The sequence below is a fragment of the Flavobacterium galactosi genome, from assembly GCF_048158585.1.
GTDB lineage: Bacteria > Bacteroidota > Bacteroidia > Flavobacteriales > Flavobacteriaceae > Flavobacterium > Flavobacterium galactosi.
Genome location: NZ_JBLNKV010000001.1, coordinates 593,604 through 610,288 on the forward strand (window position 1 = coordinate 593,604; position 16,685 = coordinate 610,288).

Annotated in this window: 16 protein-coding genes; 8 read left to right on the forward strand and 8 right to left on the reverse strand. The window is 35.0% G+C overall.

The window, feature by feature from the left end:
* Positions 1-45 precede the first annotated feature (45 nt).
* The 3 genes from ACM55M_RS02560 to ACM55M_RS02570 all read right to left on the reverse strand — a co-directional run bounded on the left by ACM55M_RS02560 (position 46) and on the right by ACM55M_RS02570 (position 2,265).
* A complete protein-coding gene (locus ACM55M_RS02560; protein WP_035669162.1) occupies positions 46-702 on the reverse strand; it encodes an aspartate kinase in 657 nt (218 codons plus the stop codon).
* Between the two features lie 106 nt (positions 703-808).
* Positions 809-1,168, reverse strand: a complete 360-nt coding sequence (locus ACM55M_RS02565) for a YraN family protein (protein ID WP_416855921.1) — start codon at positions 1,166-1,168, stop codon at positions 809-811.
* A gap of 95 nt (positions 1,169-1,263) precedes the next feature.
* Positions 1,264-2,265, reverse strand: a complete 1,002-nt coding sequence (locus ACM55M_RS02570) for a S66 peptidase family protein (protein WP_416856283.1) — start codon at positions 2,263-2,265, stop codon at positions 1,264-1,266.
* A 175-nt stretch (positions 2,266-2,440) separates the two neighbouring features.
* Between ACM55M_RS02570 and ACM55M_RS02575 the strand changes: the two genes are divergently transcribed.
* The 3 genes from ACM55M_RS02575 to amaB all read left to right on the forward strand — a co-directional run bounded on the left by ACM55M_RS02575 (position 2,441) and on the right by amaB (position 5,849).
* The gene (locus ACM55M_RS02575; protein WP_416855922.1) at positions 2,441-3,481 is read left to right on the forward strand and encodes an endonuclease/exonuclease/phosphatase family protein; all 1,041 of its coding nucleotides are present in this window, start codon (positions 2,441-2,443) and stop codon (positions 3,479-3,481) included.
* 41 nt (positions 3,482-3,522) lie between these two features.
* On the forward strand, positions 3,523-4,062 hold the full coding sequence (locus ACM55M_RS02580; RefSeq protein ID WP_416855923.1) for a 3-hydroxyanthranilate 3,4-dioxygenase: 540 nt from the start codon (positions 3,523-3,525) through the stop codon (positions 4,060-4,062).
* A 239-nt stretch (positions 4,063-4,301) separates the two neighbouring features.
* Positions 4,302-5,849 carry an L-piperidine-6-carboxylate dehydrogenase gene (gene amaB / locus ACM55M_RS02585; RefSeq protein WP_416855924.1) on the forward strand — a complete coding sequence of 516 codons (1,548 nt, stop codon included), beginning with the start codon at positions 4,302-4,304 and terminating at the stop codon, positions 5,847-5,849.
* A 125-nt stretch (positions 5,850-5,974) separates the two neighbouring features.
* Here the strand turns inward: amaB and ACM55M_RS02590 are convergent, their stop codons facing one another.
* The 5 genes from ACM55M_RS02590 to ACM55M_RS02610 all read right to left on the reverse strand — a co-directional run bounded on the left by ACM55M_RS02590 (position 5,975) and on the right by ACM55M_RS02610 (position 10,689).
* Positions 5,975-6,469 (reverse strand): DUF6646 family protein, encoded by a 495-nt coding sequence (locus tag ACM55M_RS02590; protein ID WP_416855925.1) that lies wholly within the window; start codon positions 6,467-6,469, stop codon positions 5,975-5,977.
* A gap of 45 nt (positions 6,470-6,514) precedes the next feature.
* Entirely contained in the window at positions 6,515-7,240 is a 726-nt protein-coding gene (locus ACM55M_RS02595; RefSeq protein ID WP_416855926.1) for a metallophosphoesterase family protein, read from the reverse strand.
* 538 nt (positions 7,241-7,778) lie between these two features.
* The gene (locus ACM55M_RS02600) at positions 7,779-8,918 is read right to left on the reverse strand and encodes an ATP-binding protein (RefSeq protein WP_416855927.1); all 1,140 of its coding nucleotides are present in this window, start codon (positions 8,916-8,918) and stop codon (positions 7,779-7,781) included.
* Positions 8,919-8,996: 78 nt separating this feature from the next.
* On the reverse strand, positions 8,997-9,758 hold the full coding sequence (locus ACM55M_RS02605; protein ID WP_416855928.1) for an SDR family NAD(P)-dependent oxidoreductase: 762 nt from the start codon (positions 9,756-9,758) through the stop codon (positions 8,997-8,999).
* A gap of 58 nt (positions 9,759-9,816) precedes the next feature.
* Positions 9,817-10,689, reverse strand: a complete 873-nt coding sequence (locus ACM55M_RS02610) for an aldo/keto reductase (RefSeq protein ID WP_416855929.1) — start codon at positions 10,687-10,689, stop codon at positions 9,817-9,819.
* A gap of 212 nt (positions 10,690-10,901) precedes the next feature.
* Here ACM55M_RS02610 and ACM55M_RS02615 point away from each other — a divergent pair, with 212 nt between their 5' ends.
* The 5 genes from ACM55M_RS02615 (at position 10,902) to ACM55M_RS02635 (ending at position 16,673) form a co-directional block, all read left to right on the forward strand.
* Complete coding sequence (locus ACM55M_RS02615) at positions 10,902-11,906, forward strand: AAA family ATPase (RefSeq protein ID WP_416842314.1); 1,005 nt, start codon at positions 10,902-10,904, stop codon at positions 11,904-11,906.
* Between the two features lie 78 nt (positions 11,907-11,984).
* Positions 11,985-12,848 carry a DUF58 domain-containing protein gene (locus tag ACM55M_RS02620; RefSeq protein WP_416855930.1) on the forward strand — a complete coding sequence of 288 codons (864 nt, stop codon included), beginning with the start codon at positions 11,985-11,987 and terminating at the stop codon, positions 12,846-12,848.
* Positions 12,849-12,962: 114 nt separating this feature from the next.
* Positions 12,963-14,594, forward strand: coding sequence for a hypothetical protein (locus tag ACM55M_RS02625; protein ID WP_416855931.1), 1,632 nt, complete (start codon positions 12,963-12,965; stop codon positions 14,592-14,594).
* A complete protein-coding gene (locus ACM55M_RS02630; protein ID WP_416855932.1) occupies positions 14,594-15,595 on the forward strand; it encodes a vWA domain-containing protein in 1,002 nt (333 codons plus the stop codon). The genes ACM55M_RS02625 and ACM55M_RS02630 overlap by 1 nt, the downstream gene beginning before the upstream one ends.
* 46 nt (positions 15,596-15,641) lie before the next feature.
* On the forward strand, positions 15,642-16,673 hold the full coding sequence (locus ACM55M_RS02635; RefSeq protein WP_416855933.1) for a VWA domain-containing protein: 1,032 nt from the start codon (positions 15,642-15,644) through the stop codon (positions 16,671-16,673).
* The last annotated feature ends 12 nt before the right edge of the window (positions 16,674-16,685 follow it).

Consider the following 16,685-nt stretch of genomic DNA (forward strand, 5'->3'; position numbering starts at 1 on the left):
TCTTTTAAAAAAGGTTGGAAGCTTTAAAATATGGAGTAAGAAACATTAATTTTTCAAATCCTTAATTACTTTGAAAGCGACATCTACTTCATTTTCGCTTACTAAAATGGTAAACTCATTTGAAGTCGAAATTACTTCATTGATGATAATTCCTTCCCAAGCCAAACGTTGGAAAATGAAATAGTAAATTCCGGGAACTACGATATTTTCTTTCGGTAATTTAACGGTTATCGAAGCCAGATTATCCAGTTTTTGAATTAATTTTTCGTTGGCAAAATGTTTGTCAACCAAATGATTAATCGTATTACTTACCACAATATTAGTTTCATTTACGCCTCTTGATGAGGTATAAAAAATATCTGGAAAAGCATTCAGATCGGTAATTAATTCAGCTTGTTTGTTTAAAACCGTATCTGATGCTGCAAAAGTATAATCGGTTAGTTCAGAGCGAACTGTGATTTCTCCAATATTTTTTATTACTTTATTGATTTTATGATTTAATCTAAAATCCAACTCTTCCGTAAGTCTTTTTAGGGACATAACAACTGCTCCTTGTTTTACTTCTTTACCAAATTCTGATTCCAATTCAGTCATTATATTCCGTGATAAGGAAGTCAAATTAATGATTCCAAGAGATAAAGCATTTAATAGAAAAGGCTTTGTTTTGATGTAATTTTCTACAATGGATGAAACAGTTTTCATAATGCATTAGGTGTTTTTACGTAGTTCTTACTTAGTTATAGTGTCAAAAATCCCTGCAAAGATAGATAAAAAACAATTTGTTACAAATATAACATTGATTTTTTTGTTAAAAATGATAAAAAGCATCTATAAGGTGTTCAATTACAAATGATTTGCCCTCTTTATGGATGGCAATAATGTCAAAACGGACTTCTACGTCTAAATCGCCCTTACTTACGAAAGCATCTACGGCTTTTACCAAAAGCTGTATTTTTTTTGGTTTTACAAAATCTTGGGGTAAACCAAATTCTAGGGACGAACGGGTTTTTACTTCAACAACAGCGAGGGTGTTTTCTTTTTGGGCAAGAATGTCAACTTCGGCTTTTTGGAAAGTCCAATTGGTTTCCAGTATAGTATAGCCGTTTTTTTGCAGGTATTCCACGGCCATTTCTTCTCCTAATTTTCCCAGTTCGTTATGTTCAGCCATAAAAAGGTGTTCAGTTTTCAGTCGCAGTATTCAGTTCGTGAACTTCTGCAATCAAAATTCGTTAATCAACAATCAAAAATCAGAATTTAATTTTTTTACTCAAAAACTACGTTACTGGAATTTTTGTCTAAATGGAGAGTCACTTTACTCCCTAAAATCAATGCTCGATTATCATGAATATGTCCTGCCGGAAAATTATAAATAACAGGAATGTTGTACTTTTTTGTAACATCGGCTATGATTTCAAGAGCATTTTTGCCCCAAGGAATATCATTATCTTTCATTTTTGACATCGAACCAACGATGATTCCCTTAACGCTTTCTAAACAGCCGTTGCGTTTTAAGTTCATCATCATACGATCAATGTGATATAAATACTCATCTAAGTCTTCTATAAACAAGATTTTATCCGTGCAATCTATTGCTGATTTTGAGCCAAATAAACTATACAAAATAGATAAATTACCGCCAACCAATTCACCGGAAGCATCACCCAATCGGTTCATTATATTTGGTTCAATTGTATATTTTAAAGATTCACCAAACATGGCAATTCGTAAAGTTTCAATGGCTTCAGGTGTTGCTTTTGGGATACTTATGGGCATAATGCCATGTATAGATTTGAAACCCATTGTATTCAAATGATTGTGTAAAACGGTTACATCACTAAAACCAATAATCCATTTTGGATGCTGTTTAAATTTGGCAAAATCCAATAAATCAATCATTCGTACCGTACCATAACCACCGCGGACGCACCAAATTGCTTTGATGTTTGGATTGTCCAGTTGTTCTTGGAAATCAGCGGCACGTTGCTCATCCGTACCAGCCAATTGATTATCATCTAAACCAATACTTTTTCCAATAATCACTTCCAGTCCCCAACTGTGCAATAAATCTATTGCAGGTTTCAGGTTGTCGTCTATGTTTTTTCTGGCTGTTGCCAATATGGCTATGGTGTCTCCTTTTTGTAAAATGGGTGGTGTAATCATTAGTGTGTTGGCTTGAGAATTGAAAGATTGGAAAACAAAAATAAGAAATAGGAATTTATATGAAATAAAATTTCTGTTGATAAAAGTAAATCGGGTAGCATGCATATTCTTTGCTTTTTCTAAAACAAATATAAGCAATTACAAAATAGTTTTAAGTTCCGTCTTCAAATGACTATTTTTACAATAAACGACACCATTAGGAATCACATTTATGATCAAAAATAAATTTATATGTATAAGAATTCCCCGCCTCATTTTATTGTTGTTTTTGTTTTTCCCAATGATAAAATCGGACGCTCAACAAAAGAATTATGTGATTCATACCGTTGCGTTCTATAATTTCGAAAATCTATACGATACAATAAATGATGCGAATACTCGAGATGATGACTGGGTTTATTCGTCAAGCTATTATAGGAAAAAAATTAGTAACATAGCAAGAGTCCTTTCAAAAATAGGAACAGGAGAGAATCCTAATTCGCCAACAATTATAGGTTTGGCAGAAGCTGAAAATAGAAATGTTTTGGAAGATTTAATCAAAGATCCTCAAATAGTCAATAAAGATTATGGAATAGTACATTTTGAATCGCCAGACCGAAGGGGTATTGATTGTTCTTTTTTATATCAAAAGAAATATTTTAAACCTACTAGCTATGCAAACATTCCATTGCTAATCTATGAAAAAGACACAAAACCAATTAAAAGAAAAATACTGGAAGACGATAAAGAGGATAGTAATGAACCAGATCAAACTACAAAAAGAATTTACACTAGAGATCAAATCCTGTTAACAGGATTTCTTGATGGAGAAGAAATAAATTTTATAGTAAATCACTGGCCTTCAAGACGAGGAGGGGAAGCTATAAGTAGCCTATTAAGAGAAAAGGCTGCGGCATTGAATGTGAAAATCATTGATTCTTTGCAAAAATTAAATCCAAATGCTAAAGTAATTACTATGGGCGACTTAAATGACGGGCCTTTTAATACCAGTTTAAAAAAGGTGCTTAAAACAAAAGCAAATAAAAACGACGTTCAACTTTTAGGAATGTATAACCCAATGGAAAGCATCGCCAAAAAAGGAATCGGAACTATTGCTTTTCGGGACGCATGGGATGTTTTTGATCAAATAATACTGACGGAATCATTAATAAGAGCCGATTATTCGACCTATAAATATTGGAAAGCAGGCATTTATAATGCTCTATTTATGGTTCAAACAACAGGACAATATAAAGGGTATGGTTTAAGAAATACACCAACTGTTCCAGGATTTAGTGACCATTTTCCCGTTTATATTTATTTAATCAAAGAAAAAAAATAGCGTTTTTTATTTCATAACTTTACATTTAAAATTTAGAAAATATGGCAATAGCAAAACCTTTCAACCTCAAAAAATGGATAGACGAAAACCGTCATCTGCTGAAACCGCCCGTTGGGAACAGAAATTTATACAGAGAATCCGGTGATTATATCGTGATGATTGTTGCAGGTCCAAACGCCCGAAAAGATTATCATTATAACGAAACCGAAGAATTATTTTACCAACTCGAAGGTTCTATAAAAGTAATTATTCAGGAAGATGGCGAGCGCAAAGAAATGGAACTTCATGCCGGCGATATGTATCTTCATCCTGCGAAGGTTCCGCATTCTCCAGTTCGTTCGGAGGGTTCAATAGGTTTAGTGATTGAAAGAAAAAGAGTTGGAAAAGGTTTTACGGATGGATTGATTTGGTTTTGTGACAATTGCAATCATAAATTACACGAAGTCTATTTTGAACTACATAATATCGAAAAAGATTTTCTGCCGCATTTCGAACATTTCTATAATTCAGAAAAATTGAGAACCTGCGAAAAATGCGGGACTGTAATGGAAACCGACCCTAGATTTGTTGCCCAAAAATAATTTTCAGGGTTAGAAAGGATGCCACTTCCATCGGGGCTAAAAACGGGATGCAAGGTAACTTTGTCCAAACCAAGAAAAGAATCTCTTGCGATAACTGCTTTATAAGGTTTTTTATAACAACATATTGTGCAAAAATAATTTAACTGTAAAGCAATAAATTAAAGAACCAATCTTTAATATTTCAGCTTAAAACAATATATTTGTAAAAAAATATAACAATTTTTAATAAAAAAGTTACAATGATAACAATAGCGAATCGATTTGGAATAAAAGAAGCCCTAGAACAATTAGGAATTGTAGCCATAAATGAAGGAACATCAACCGGAGCAGACAATTTTGCAAACGGAAAAATAATCGAAAGCTATTCTCCGGCTGACGGTACTCTAATAGGAAAAGTGAAAACTTCTTCTACAGAAGATTATGAAAAAGCAATGCAAAAAGCTTCGGAAGCATTTTTAGAATGGCGTATGGTTCCGGCTCCCAAAAGAGGCGATATCGTTCGTCAGATGGGAGATGAATTAAGAAAATTTAAAGAACCTCTGGGGAAACTCGTTTCTTATGAAATGGGAAAAAGCCTTCAGGAAGGATATGGTGAGGTTCAGGAAATGATTGACATCTGTGATTTTGCTGTGGGTTTATCCCGCCAGTTGTATGGATTGACAATGCATTCTGAACGACCAATGCACAGAATGTATGAGCAGTATCATCCAATAGGTACTGTTGGAATCATTTCGGCGTTTAATTTTCCAGTAGCCGTTTGGAGCTGGAACGCAATGATAGCTTGGGTTTGTGGTGATGTTGCGATTTGGAAACCAAGTTCTAAAACTCCTTTATGCGGAGTTGCTTGTCAGAATATTATAAAAAGTGTCTTAAAAAGAAATAATGTTCCTGAAGGAGTGAGTTGTTTAGTGACAGGAAATGAATCGGGGGATTTAATCAATAATGATAAAAGAATTACGTTAGTATCTTTTACAGGGTCAACAAGAATTGGGCGTCATGTCTCTAAAACTGTTGCGGAACGTTTTGGAAATACAATCCTGGAATTAGGAGGAAACAATGCAATTATCGTTTCGGAACATGCTGATATCAGTATGGTATTGGTTGGGGCAGTTTTTGGTGCGGTAGGAACAGCGGGACAACGTTGTACTTCCACCAGACGTTTAATCATTCACGAAAGTGTGTATGACAAAACTATAAGCGTATTGAAAAGCGCATACGGTCAATTGCAAATTGGAAATCCATTGGACGAAAACAATCATGTTGGGCCACTTATTGACAAAGGAGCCGTTCAGGATTATTTGGATGCGATTGAAAGCGCCAAACTAGAAGGCGGAAAAATCATTGTGGAAGGCGGATTGGTGGAAGGCGAAGGATACGAAAGTGGTTGCTACGTAAAACCATGTATTATTGAAGCCGAAAATCATTTTGATATCGTTCAAACAGAAACTTTCGCTCCTATTCTATACGTAATGAAATACAGTACAATTGAAGAAGCGATTGCATTACAAAACGGGGTTCCACAAGGACTTTCTTCTTCTATTTTTACCAATAGCATGAGAGAAATGGAATTGTTCCTTTCTCAATCCGGTTCTGATTGTGGAATTGCTAATGTAAATATTGGTACTTCGGGAGCAGAAATTGGTGGTGCTTTTGGTGGTGAAAAAGAAACGGGTGGCGGACGTGAGTCGGGATCTGATGCTTGGAAAGCCTATATGCGAAGACAAACGAACACCATCAACTACGGTGCAAAATTGCCATTGGCACAAGGAATAAGATTTGATTTGTAACCTAACAAAACGATCATAAACTAAAAAAGACAATTTGAAAATTAAATTTCAAATTGTCTTTTTTATTAATAATTGCTAAGCGAACTCAACAAAAAATCTTTTTTATTTTTTTGATTAAAACCGTTCTACATGTTAAACGAAGCACCAATATTAAAAGTAAATTGGTTGTTTAAATGATTAAAAGTTTCAGAATTACTATCGTATTTTGCTATAGGAAAACCAGCTTCAGAATAAATACCAAAACCTTCCGAAAAGAAATAGCGCATGCCAACATGTCCACCAAAGTTTCTAAGTCCCAAATTCAGTCCTGGATAAACATCTAATTTCTCGTCTATTTTTAGCACGTTTCCTAGATTGGCATTAATTCTAAATTTAGCATCAAAACGATCTTTGAATTCTGGTTTTTCACCTAGAACTTCATTTACGCCCAGTAAATAAGACCCAACAAATCCATAAGATAAGTTTTCGCCAATTCCAAAATCACTAGATACTTGAATTCCAGTTCCGCCATCTTGAATATTAGCGCCTACATTAAATTTTGCATCACCTTTTCCTGTAAAAGCTTGTGCGTTTATCAAACTAAACGACAGTAATAATGCCAATGTAATAATCTTTTTCATACTCTTGAAATTTAATAATTTTTTGCAAAATTAGTTTTTTTCAAACTAATTCCTACCTTTTTCGTTTGGATATAAAGTCATCAAAGGTTCGCTTTGCCAGTATTCTTTTGTGTCGACATCCATAATCGTTAAAGGACCTTTGAAAGCAGCGCCGGTATCTAAATTCCAAACGCAGGCCATCTGAACAGGAATAGTTTTACCTATTCGAGAAACGGGCGTGTGGCCAATGTAAATTTCATTGTATAATGTAAATCGTTTTGGATAAAACAAATCATTGGATTTTATGGTTTTATCCAATGCCAAAGCAGTTTCCCATAAGGTTCTGTCCCAATAAAAAAGCCCGGGGAAATATTCAAAATCGACACCATTCATATTGGTAAAACCAGCGTGAACAAACAGACGGTTTTGTTCATCAAGATAAAAATTTTCCAATGATTGAAGGAATTCGATGTGCTTTTGCTTGGTTTCTGCATCAATAGTTTCATAGGCAATAACCGTTGCTTCGCCTCCGTGCTTGTACCACATGAGATTGTCATTACTTTTATTAAGCCATTCTAACAATAAATCGTCATGGTTTCCGCGAATACAAATACAGGCTTGTTTCTTTTGTAATTCAATTAAATAATCAATTACCTGTGGGGACTGGCTCCAACCATCAACATAATCTCCCAGAAAGATTAAAGTGTCTTTTGTAGTTACGTTGGCTCTTTCCATAATTTGGTGCAACGCATGTAAACCACCATGTATATCGCCTATCACGAGTGTTCTCATTTTTTGTAGTCTCAATTAAATTGTATCCAAAAATAGCAGAAAAGCATTTTTGAACTCATAAAAATAGGTAAAAGAGTTAGGAAGAAAGAATTTTTAGACAATTTTTTTGATTTCAATCATGAATACTATTTTGAAAGGCAATTTTTAAGTTATTTATGGCTTTTTCAAAAGTTGTGTTGTACGTAAAGCTGTTTGAACGGTTCTATATAACGACTGCTCTCTGCGATTGTCTCCCGCTCAGGATAGCTAGGATTTATACTTTTTATTTCGAAGTTAATGTGGTCGGGAAAAACTTTAAATGATTATTCAAATCACTATTTCAATACAACAAAAAAATCACTATTTTTGGTGATACTTTGATAAAATATTTTAGGTTATTTTTACAAAAACTTAAAACACATATTAGATGAATGCAGTTCTCGCTTTGTTGCTTCTAGTGACCAGTTTTGTATGTCGAGTGATAAATGAATTCATAGATTGGTTAGCGGCTTTGTGGTCTTAAAACTATCTAGAGGAATTACCAATTAATTTCTACTTTTCACTGTACATCATATTTCATCTTTCTCAAAATTCGTAATGCTTCTTTAAAGGACAAATACACTTGCGTAAATGGTTTCAAGAGTAGTTTGGCGTCAATCAGTTTTTGTTTGGCTTCTTCAAAACCGTTGAGGTAACAAATCATAAAAGTGGAAGGCAAGTTCTCTAAATCTTTGTGTTCTCTTTCGGATAATGAAAGTCCTTTTTGGAGTTTTTTTAGTAAAGAAATATTGGCATTATAAATATGAAACAACATTTTCTTATTGAATTCTGGTGGTTGGAAAAGTATTTCTCTTTCAATTTTGTAATAACCATTATCATGAAAATGAATGGTTTGTTTTTCTAAAGGATAATAACTCGTTTTGTCGTTCAAACCTAAAGGAACATATTCCACGATTGTAAAAGTATCCTCGTCAAAGGTAATTTCCACCACATCTTGAGCGGAGTAAAACAGCTTGATTTGTTCATTTATCAGTTCAATATCTACGCGTGATAAATAGGTTTTATCACGGGATTTTTTGGCAATCCCGGCCCAGCAAATCACAAATAATTCCTTGAAGACTTTATATTTTGGTGCCATGTCTTTGTGCCTGAAATTCATGAAATCAATCACACCATCCAGTGTATATTCGATGCTATTTCTTGAATTATTTTCAATGCCAATTACGGTTTCCGTGTTCTGGTAATTTTTTTCGATTTCGCCTTCGATTGGCATCGTATTACTACCGCGTCGAATAAAAACTGAATTGGCAGGAATGGTATGAATTCCTTTTTTGAAATAGGACGTTTTGCTTTTTGGTTTGATGGTTACTAATCCGATTACTTTGTCCTTAGGCAAATTAGGGAACGGTACATTTTCGTACTGAATTTTCGGTGGATTCTCCAGATACGCATTCACTAAATTTTGAATTCGACTGTCGTCAAAAAAGTCGTCCCCAACAATGGTATTGTCTTGATCTTCAACTCCTACAACTATATAGGAATTGTTCGTAGGATTCGAATTGGATAAAGCACAAATGTGTTTCAAAAACTTGCCTTTTCCCTCTCGGGTATGTAAATTCAACTGACGCTTTTTGTCATAAAAACTGCTCTCATCATTGTGAGCAAGAAGGTTTTTGATAAGAATGCGTTTATTGATCATACGATTAATTATTATTTTATTTCTATTGTTAGACTATTCGATTTTAGAAGTCTTTCCAAAATCGAACAGTCAGACAATCTAATTGTCTAAAGATCTATTTAAAATAGTCGGAGAAGCTTGTGCCGTCGGGAATACAATCAAATCGGCAATATTCAAATGATGAGGTCGGGAAACTACAAAATGGATAATGTCAGCTATATCCTCTGGCTGTAAGGCTTTGAAACCTTTATAAACAGTAGCGGCTCTGTCAGTATCACCTTTGAAACGCACTTCGCTAAACTCGGTTTCAACCGCTCCGGGATGAATGGCGCCAACCCGAATTCCATAAGGATTTAAGTCCATGCGCATAGCTTGGTTCAGGGCATCAACGGCATGTTTTGAAGCACAATATACATTTCCGTTTACATACACTTCTTTCCCCGCGATAGAACCAATGTTGATAATATGACCTGATTTTTGTTCAATCATTCTCGGAATTATAGCTTTCGAAACATACAACAGCCCTTTTACATTGATGTCAATCATCGCATCCCAATCGTCTAAATCGCCATTTTGGATGGGATCCATACCATGCGCATTTCCGGCATTATTAATTAAAACATCAATTTTAGAAAATGCCTCAGGCAAGGAATTGATGCTTTCAAAAACAGCTTTTTTATCCCGAACATCAAATGATAACGTATGAATTTCAGTCCATTCCGAAAGCTCTTTTTCGAGAGCAATTAATCGGTCTTCACGTCTTCCGCAAAGAATAATTTTATAATTATTTTTGGATAATATTCGCGCTGTTGCTTCTCCAATTCCGCTGGTTGCACCAGTTACAAAGGCTATTTTACTCATGGGTTTTTTTATGTTTTTTCAATCATCTCTTTTCTATTTTTTGCAATCTGCAACCTGATTAGGGAACATTTTTCCCCATGCTTTCTGACCAAATGGCAAACCAATCTTCTTTTTCCAATTCTAATTCGACGGCTTTCATCAACGCTTGAATTCTTGCGACATTAACCGTTCCTGCAATAGGAATCACTTTGGCAGGATGTTTTAAAATCCAGGAAAGTAAAATCGTATCAGAACCTAAATGGTATTTTGAAACTAATGTTGCCAATAATTTTTTAAGTCTATGGGTTTGCGGAATGTCTTGTCTAAAAACGCATCCCAATGGATTCCATGACATAGGACGAATGTTGTTCGTCTGCATATAATCAAAGCTTCCGTCAAGCATAGGTTCGAAGTTGGTAGCCGAAAATTGCACTTGATTGTAGCTGATTTCTGTTTTCTGACGAATCAATTCAGTCTGCGAAGAAGTAAAATTAGAAAGACCAAAATCTATAATTTTTCCATCTGATTTTAGTTTCAAAACGGCTTCAGCAATTTCATCTGCCTGCATCAAAGGACTTGGTCTGTGCAATAAAAAGACATCAAGATAATCCGTGTGTAAATTTTTTAAGGAATTTTCAACAGACCAAATAATATGGGTTTTCGAATAATCGTAATGTTTTATGGTGTTTTTACGGTTTTCCGTCACCATTTGGATACCACATTTGGATATCAATTGTATTTTTTCTCTGGCTATTTTGCTGGAAGCAAATGCTTTTCCAAACTCAGATTCGGTGGTATAATCACCGTATATATCTGCATGGTCAAAGGTGGTGATTTTGTTTTCTAAACAGATATTAATCATGTTTTCCATTTCTTTGGTATTGAGATTTTTATCCCAAATTCCCCAATTCATGACACCAGCAACAATAGGTGATAATTTTGTTTTACTCATGGTTTTTATTTTTTATTGAAATTCGTAAATCCTCGAATTCAAAGCATATTTTTCAAAGTTCTTAAAAATAGGTAAATTGTATCATAATTCGTCCTTAAAATTAAGGGTTTGGTCGAAGTTTTAACCATTTTTTAACATCTTACGTCTAAAAAAAAATTCAATTTGCACCATCAAAACGAAGGCATTAAATTCAAGGTTTTAAAAATAATAAAATGGAAGAAAATACAGCGACTTTAGACATTAGAGCAATCAATGAAAAAATTGAAAGAGAGAGTGCTTTTATAGACCTTCTCACAATGGAAATGAACAAGGTTATTGTGGGTCAGAAGCACATGGTGGAGCGTTTATTAATTGGGCTTTTGGGTCAGGGACATATTTTGTTAGAAGGAGTTCCCGGATTAGCAAAAACATTAGCGATAAATACTCTTTCACAAGCTGTTCAAGGATCTTTCAGCAGAATACAGTTTACTCCTGATTTATTGCCTGCCGATGTTGTTGGGACAATGATTTACAACATCAAACAAAATGAATTTTCGATAAAAAAAGGTCCTATTTTCGCTAATTTTGTCCTTGCTGATGAGATTAACCGTGCGCCAGCCAAAGTGCAATCGGCATTATTAGAAGCCATGCAGGAAAAGCAAGTGACTATTGGTGATACTACTTTTAAACTAGACCGTCCCTTTTTAGTTTTAGCTACGCAAAATCCAATTGAGCAAGAAGGAACATACCAATTGCCTGAAGCTCAGGTCGATCGTTTTATGTTGAAAACGGTTATTGATTATCCAAAAATGGAAGACGAGCGTTTGGTAATTCGCCAAAACCTGAAAGGGAGTTACGAAAAAGTAAATGCTGTAGTTTCGGTAGAACAGATTTTACGCGCTCAAGAAGCGGTTCGTGAAGTTTACATGGATGAAAAAATAGAGAAATACATACTGGATATCATTTTTGCCACACGTTACCCAGAGAAATATAAATTGGCTGATTTAAAACCATTAATCAGTTTTGGAGCTTCACCGCGTGGAAGTATCAATTTGGCGAATGCCGCAAAATGTTACGCCTTTATCAAACGTCGTGGATATGTAATTCCAGAAGATGTTCGTGCTGTTGTTCATGATGTATTGCGTCACAGAATAGGAATTACCTATGAAGCCGAAGCCGAAAATATTACTTCGGTTGATATCATTAACAAAATAATAAACGAAGTAGAAGTGCCTTAAAAAGATTTAAGATTTTTGATATATGGTTTCAGATTTGGATCTGAAATCAGCAATCGTTAATCAGCAATCAACAATCAAATGGATACAAAAGAGCTTTTAAAAAAAGTACGAAAAATAGAAATCAAAACCCGAAGATTGAGCGATCACATCTTTTCGGGAGAATATCATACCTCTTTCAAAGGACGCGGAATGACGTTTAGCGAAGTGCGCCAATACCAATACGGAGATGATATCCGTGCAATTGATTGGAATGTAACCGCACGTTATAATGAAGCACACGTAAAAGTTTTTGAGGAAGAACGTGAATTGACCATGATGTTAATGGTTGATATTTCGGGTTCGGAAAGTTTTGGTTCGAAAAACCAATTCAAAAAGGATATTGTCACGGAGATTGCCGCGACAATGGCTTTTTCGGCGACACAAAACAATGACAAAATAGGTTTGATTTTGTTTTCTGATGAAATTGAATTGTATATTCCACCCAAAAAAGGAAGATCGCACGTGTTGCGTATCATCCGGGAATTGATAGAATTTCAGCCGAAAAGCCGTAAAACAGATATTGCACAAGCCTTGAAATTTTTATCAGGAACCCAGAAAAAGAAAGCTATAGTCTTTGTGATTTCTGATTTCATGTCGGAGGATTACGAACATACATTGAAAATAGCTTCCAAAAAACACGATATAACGGGTATTCGCGTGTACGACATACGAGAAGAAAAAATGCCGAATTTAGGGATGGTTTCCATGCTTGATGCTGAAACCGGAGCAATCGAACTGATAAATACGGGTTCAAAATTAGTGAGAATGAATTATGAGAAACAGTACCACGATAAAGTGAACTATTTTAAAGAAACATTCAGCAAATCAGGTTCAGGGGTTGTAAATACTAGAGTTGACGAAAGTTATGTGACGAAATTGCTGAGTTATTTTAAATCGAGATAAATCCCCTCCCGGCCTCCCCGAAGGGGAGGAGATGATAAAGGATTAAAATTTTCAAGACTCGGCTCCCTCTCCTTTGGAGAGGGCTGGGGTGAGGAAAAAATATTTAATATAAAAATGAAAATTAGACTTTACCTGCTTTTTTTACTGGTTACAACGGCTGTTTTTGCACAACAAAAACAAGTAGTCACAAGTATTGACACGATTAAAAATAAAATTGGGGCGGAATTTAAACTATCTATAAAAACGACGGTTGACACATCCTCTAAAGTGATTTTTCCAAAACTAAAAAACTTTGGTGCTTTAGAAGTAATTCAGTCCTATCCTATTGATACCATAAAAACGGATGGTCGTTATGAATTGGTAAAAAAATACGGATTAACCCAATTTGATTCCGGTCGGTATGTTATTCCGAGTATAAAGATTTTTATCAACAGCAAGCCGTTTCTAACAGATTCACTTTTGGTTGAAGTGGCGAATGTTAAAGTGGATACTTTAAAACAAAAAATGTTCGATATCAAGGGCATCGCTCCAGCGGATAATTCCATAGGAGATTGGTGGAAATATCTTTTGATAATCGCCTTGATTGTTGGAATAGGAGTTTTGATTTATTGGTACATTAAAAAACACCAAAAGAAAAAATTGCAAGAAGAAATCTATAAAACTCCAATAGAAAAAGCGACTAGTTTGCTGGATACTTTAGAGAAAAAAGAGCTTTGGCAAAAAGGAGAAGTGAAAGCCTATTACAGCGAATTGACGGATATTGCCAGAAATTATATCGAAGAAGCAATAGAAATTCCAGCAATGGAAAGCACCACTTCGGAACTGATTCAAGGGCTTAAAGCGGCTTCTGTCAAAAAGAAAATGACGCTTTCGCAGGAAATAATCGAAAATCTGGAACGTGTTTTGAAACAAGCCGATTTAGTGAAATTTGCAAAATCGAAACCTTTGGATTTTGAAATCACCGAAGATCGAAATAAGATTCAAAAAGCAATTCTGACGTTAGACAATTCTATTCCTGTGGAGGTTCCTGCAGAAGAAGATGTTTTATTGAACGAGGCACAAAGACAAAAACAGATACAAATTCAATTATTAAAAAAGAGAAAGAAACGGATTGTTACTGCCGTTGTTTCGGTGGCCTTTTTACTGGTAGGAACCACCACTTTTTTCATTGTTATCAAAGGATTTGATTATGTAAAAGACAATGTTTTTGGGAATCCCACTAAAGAATTATTGGAGGGCGAATGGGTGAAAAGTGATTACGGAAATCCAGGGGTTATAATAGAAACGCCAAAAGTACTGAAGAGAGTTGATTTGACTAAAACGCTGCCAAAAGACGGAATGGCGTTAGTTAAAGAAATGCAATCTTTTGCCTATGGAAGTGTTTCAGATCACTTTTATCTGATGGTTTCTACTTTAAAGTATAAAAAAGAAACCGAAATAGATTTGAAAAAATCAATGGATGGTGCATTGCAATCATTAGAAGCGCAAGGGGCGCAAAATATAATTGTGAAACAAGAAGACTTTGAAACCAAAGAAGGAATTAAAGGACTTAAAGCATACGGAACATTTCAGAAAATAGATGATGATAAACAAAGCAGCGTGAAAATATATTATGAAGCATTATTGTTTAGTCAGGAAGGCGGATTACAACAAATTTTACTCTTCCATGAAGAAGGAGACACGTATGCAAATACTATATCAGAACGCGTTTTGAGTTCTGTCGAATTAAAACAAGCAAGTAAATAATGGCTAAAATAACTTTTTTAAACCCAGAATTTTTTTGGTTGTTTCTTCTGATTCCAGTTGCGATTGTCTGGCTGTTTTGGAAAAAGAACCAACAATCAGCAACGTTAAAAATAAGTTCCTTACAAGGATTTAAAGGAACAACTTCTTATTTGACAAAGCTTAAGCCTGTGTTGAATGTGTTTCGAGTACTGGCTTTGTCTTCTTTAATTGTGGCAATGGCAAGACCCAGAACGGTTGATGTCAGTAATAAAACTAAAACTACGAAAGGAATCGACATTGTTTTGGCAGTAGATGTTTCCGGGAGTATGCTTGCCAAAGATTTGAAGCCCGATAGGATGCAGGCCCTGAAAAGATTAGCTGCGGATTTTGTTGAAGAACGACCAAATGATAGAATCGGATTGGTGGTTTATGCTTCTGAGGCGTATACAAAAACGCCTGTAACAAGCGATAAAGCAGTTATTTTGGATGCTATCCGAAGTATAAAATACGATAGCGTTCTAAAAGATGGAACAGGAATAGGGATGGGATTGGCTACTGCTGTAAATAGATTGAAGGACAGTAAAGCAAAAAGCAAAGTGATTATTCTGATGACTGACGGCGTGAACAATGCCGGATTCATTGAGCCAGACACAGCTTCGGATATTGCTAAACAATATGGAATAAAAGTATATACTATAGGAATAGGAACAAACGGAATGGCACTATTTCCGTACGCAGTTGCACCAAATGGAAAATTTCTCTTTCAAATGATGAAAGTGGAGATTGATGAGCAAATGATGAAAAAAATTGCAAACAATACGGGTGGAAAATATTTTAGGGCTACCAGTAATAGCAAGTTAGCCGAAATTTATGCAACAATAAACAAGTTGGAGACCACAGAAATTGAAGAATTGAAATTCTATGATTATGATGAAAAATTCAGGTCATTTGTATGGTTTACAGGGTTTTTGCTATTACTAGAGATAGGATTGCGAAATACAGTTTTTAAAAGCTTTATATAATTTCAGTCGTAGTTTTCAGGTTTAAACTGCAACTAAAAGAAAAAAAATGGAATTAGACGAAAAAAAATATTTATACCTTCTTTTTATACTACCCCTTGTGGTGTTGGTTTTCCTGGTTAATTTATATTGGAAAAGAAAAAAACAACGCGAGTTTGGAGATTTAGAGATGGTAAAAAAACTAAGCCCGGAAAGCTCTGTTTTTAAACCAATTTTGAAGTTAGTATTGTTATTATTAGCATTACTTGGGCTAATTCTTGGATTGGTAAATCCAAAGATAGGCACCAAAATGGAAACGGTAAAACGAGAAGGGATTGATATTGTTTTTGCAATGGATGTCTCCAAAAGTATGCTGGCCGAAGATGTAGCACCCAATCGGTTGGATAAAAGCAAGCAAATCGTTTCGCAAATTATCAATCAATTAGGGAGTGACAGAATAGGAATTGTGGCTTATGCCGGGAGTGCCTTTCCTGTGTTGCCCATTACTACTGATTATAGTGTGGCAAAAATGTATTTGCAAAGCATGAATACTGACATGGTTTCCTCTGTAGGAACCTCGTTCAACGAAGCAATCAAATTGTCTACGACTTATTTTGACGATAAAAAAACGAGTAAGTTATTGATTATGATTTCCGATGGTGAAGACCATGCCGAAGGAGCGGAAGAAGCTGCGGAAGAGGCCAATAAATTAGGCGTGAAAATCATCACAATAGGTGTAGGAACTGAAAAAGGAGGTCCCATTCCTTTAAAAAGAAACGGTATTGTTGAAAGTTTTAAAAGAGACAATAACAATGAAGTGGTTATTACCAAATTAAATCAAGAAAGTCTAAAAGCTATTGCAAAAGCAACAAAGGGCGGATATGTAAACGGGAATAATACCAAAGAAGTGCTGGAATATATCAAGAATGCTTTGGATAAAATTCAAAAAACAGAATTTGAAGCTACCGAAATGGCCGACTTTCAATCCCAATTTCAATGGTTTTTAGGTTTTGCTTTTGTTCTCTTATTTTTGGATATTTTTCTTTTGGAAAGAAAAACAAGTTGGGTAAACAAATTGAATTTATTTAACGAGAATAAATAAAATATAAAGCGC

What these genes read in the sequence shown, in the direction of transcription:
- ACM55M_RS02625 (WP_416855931.1), top strand. Translation starts at nt 12,963, where the DNA reads ATGAAAATTAGACTTTACCTGCTTTTTTTACTGGTTACAACGGCTGTT.
- ACM55M_RS02600 (WP_416855927.1), bottom strand. Translation starts at nt 8,918, where the DNA reads ATGATCAATAAACGCATTCTTATCAAAAACCTTCTTGCTCACAATGAT.
- ACM55M_RS02580 (WP_416855923.1), top strand. Translation starts at nt 3,523, where the DNA reads ATGGCAATAGCAAAACCTTTCAACCTCAAAAAATGGATAGACGAAAAC.
- ACM55M_RS02575 (WP_416855922.1), top strand. Translation starts at nt 2,441, where the DNA reads ATGATAAAATCGGACGCTCAACAAAAGAATTATGTGATTCATACCGTT.
- amaB (WP_416855924.1), top strand. Translation starts at nt 4,302, where the DNA reads ATGATAACAATAGCGAATCGATTTGGAATAAAAGAAGCCCTAGAACAA.
- ACM55M_RS02615 (WP_416842314.1), top strand. Translation starts at nt 10,902, where the DNA reads ATGGAAGAAAATACAGCGACTTTAGACATTAGAGCAATCAATGAAAAA.
- ACM55M_RS02560 (WP_035669162.1), bottom strand. Translation starts at nt 702, where the DNA reads ATGAAAACTGTTTCATCCATTGTAGAAAATTACATCAAAACAAAGCCT.
- ACM55M_RS02605 (WP_416855928.1), bottom strand. Translation starts at nt 9,758, where the DNA reads ATGAGTAAAATAGCCTTTGTAACTGGTGCAACCAGCGGAATTGGAGAA.
- ACM55M_RS02595 (WP_416855926.1), bottom strand. Translation starts at nt 7,240, where the DNA reads ATGAGAACACTCGTGATAGGCGATATACATGGTGGTTTACATGCGTTG.
- ACM55M_RS02590 (WP_416855925.1), bottom strand. Translation starts at nt 6,469, where the DNA reads ATGAAAAAGATTATTACATTGGCATTATTACTGTCGTTTAGTTTGATA.
- ACM55M_RS02620 (WP_416855930.1), top strand. Translation starts at nt 11,985, where the DNA reads ATGGATACAAAAGAGCTTTTAAAAAAAGTACGAAAAATAGAAATCAAA.
- ACM55M_RS02570 (WP_416856283.1), bottom strand. Translation starts at nt 2,265, where the DNA reads ATGCATGCTACCCGATTTACTTTTATCAACAGAAATTTTATTTCATAT.
- ACM55M_RS02630 (WP_416855932.1), top strand. Translation starts at nt 14,594, where the DNA reads ATGGCTAAAATAACTTTTTTAAACCCAGAATTTTTTTGGTTGTTTCTT.
- ACM55M_RS02610 (WP_416855929.1), bottom strand. Translation starts at nt 10,689, where the DNA reads ATGAGTAAAACAAAATTATCACCTATTGTTGCTGGTGTCATGAATTGG.
- ACM55M_RS02565 (WP_416855921.1), bottom strand. Translation starts at nt 1,168, where the DNA reads ATGGCTGAACATAACGAACTGGGAAAATTAGGAGAAGAAATGGCCGTG.
- ACM55M_RS02635 (WP_416855933.1), top strand. Translation starts at nt 15,642, where the DNA reads ATGGAATTAGACGAAAAAAAATATTTATACCTTCTTTTTATACTACCC.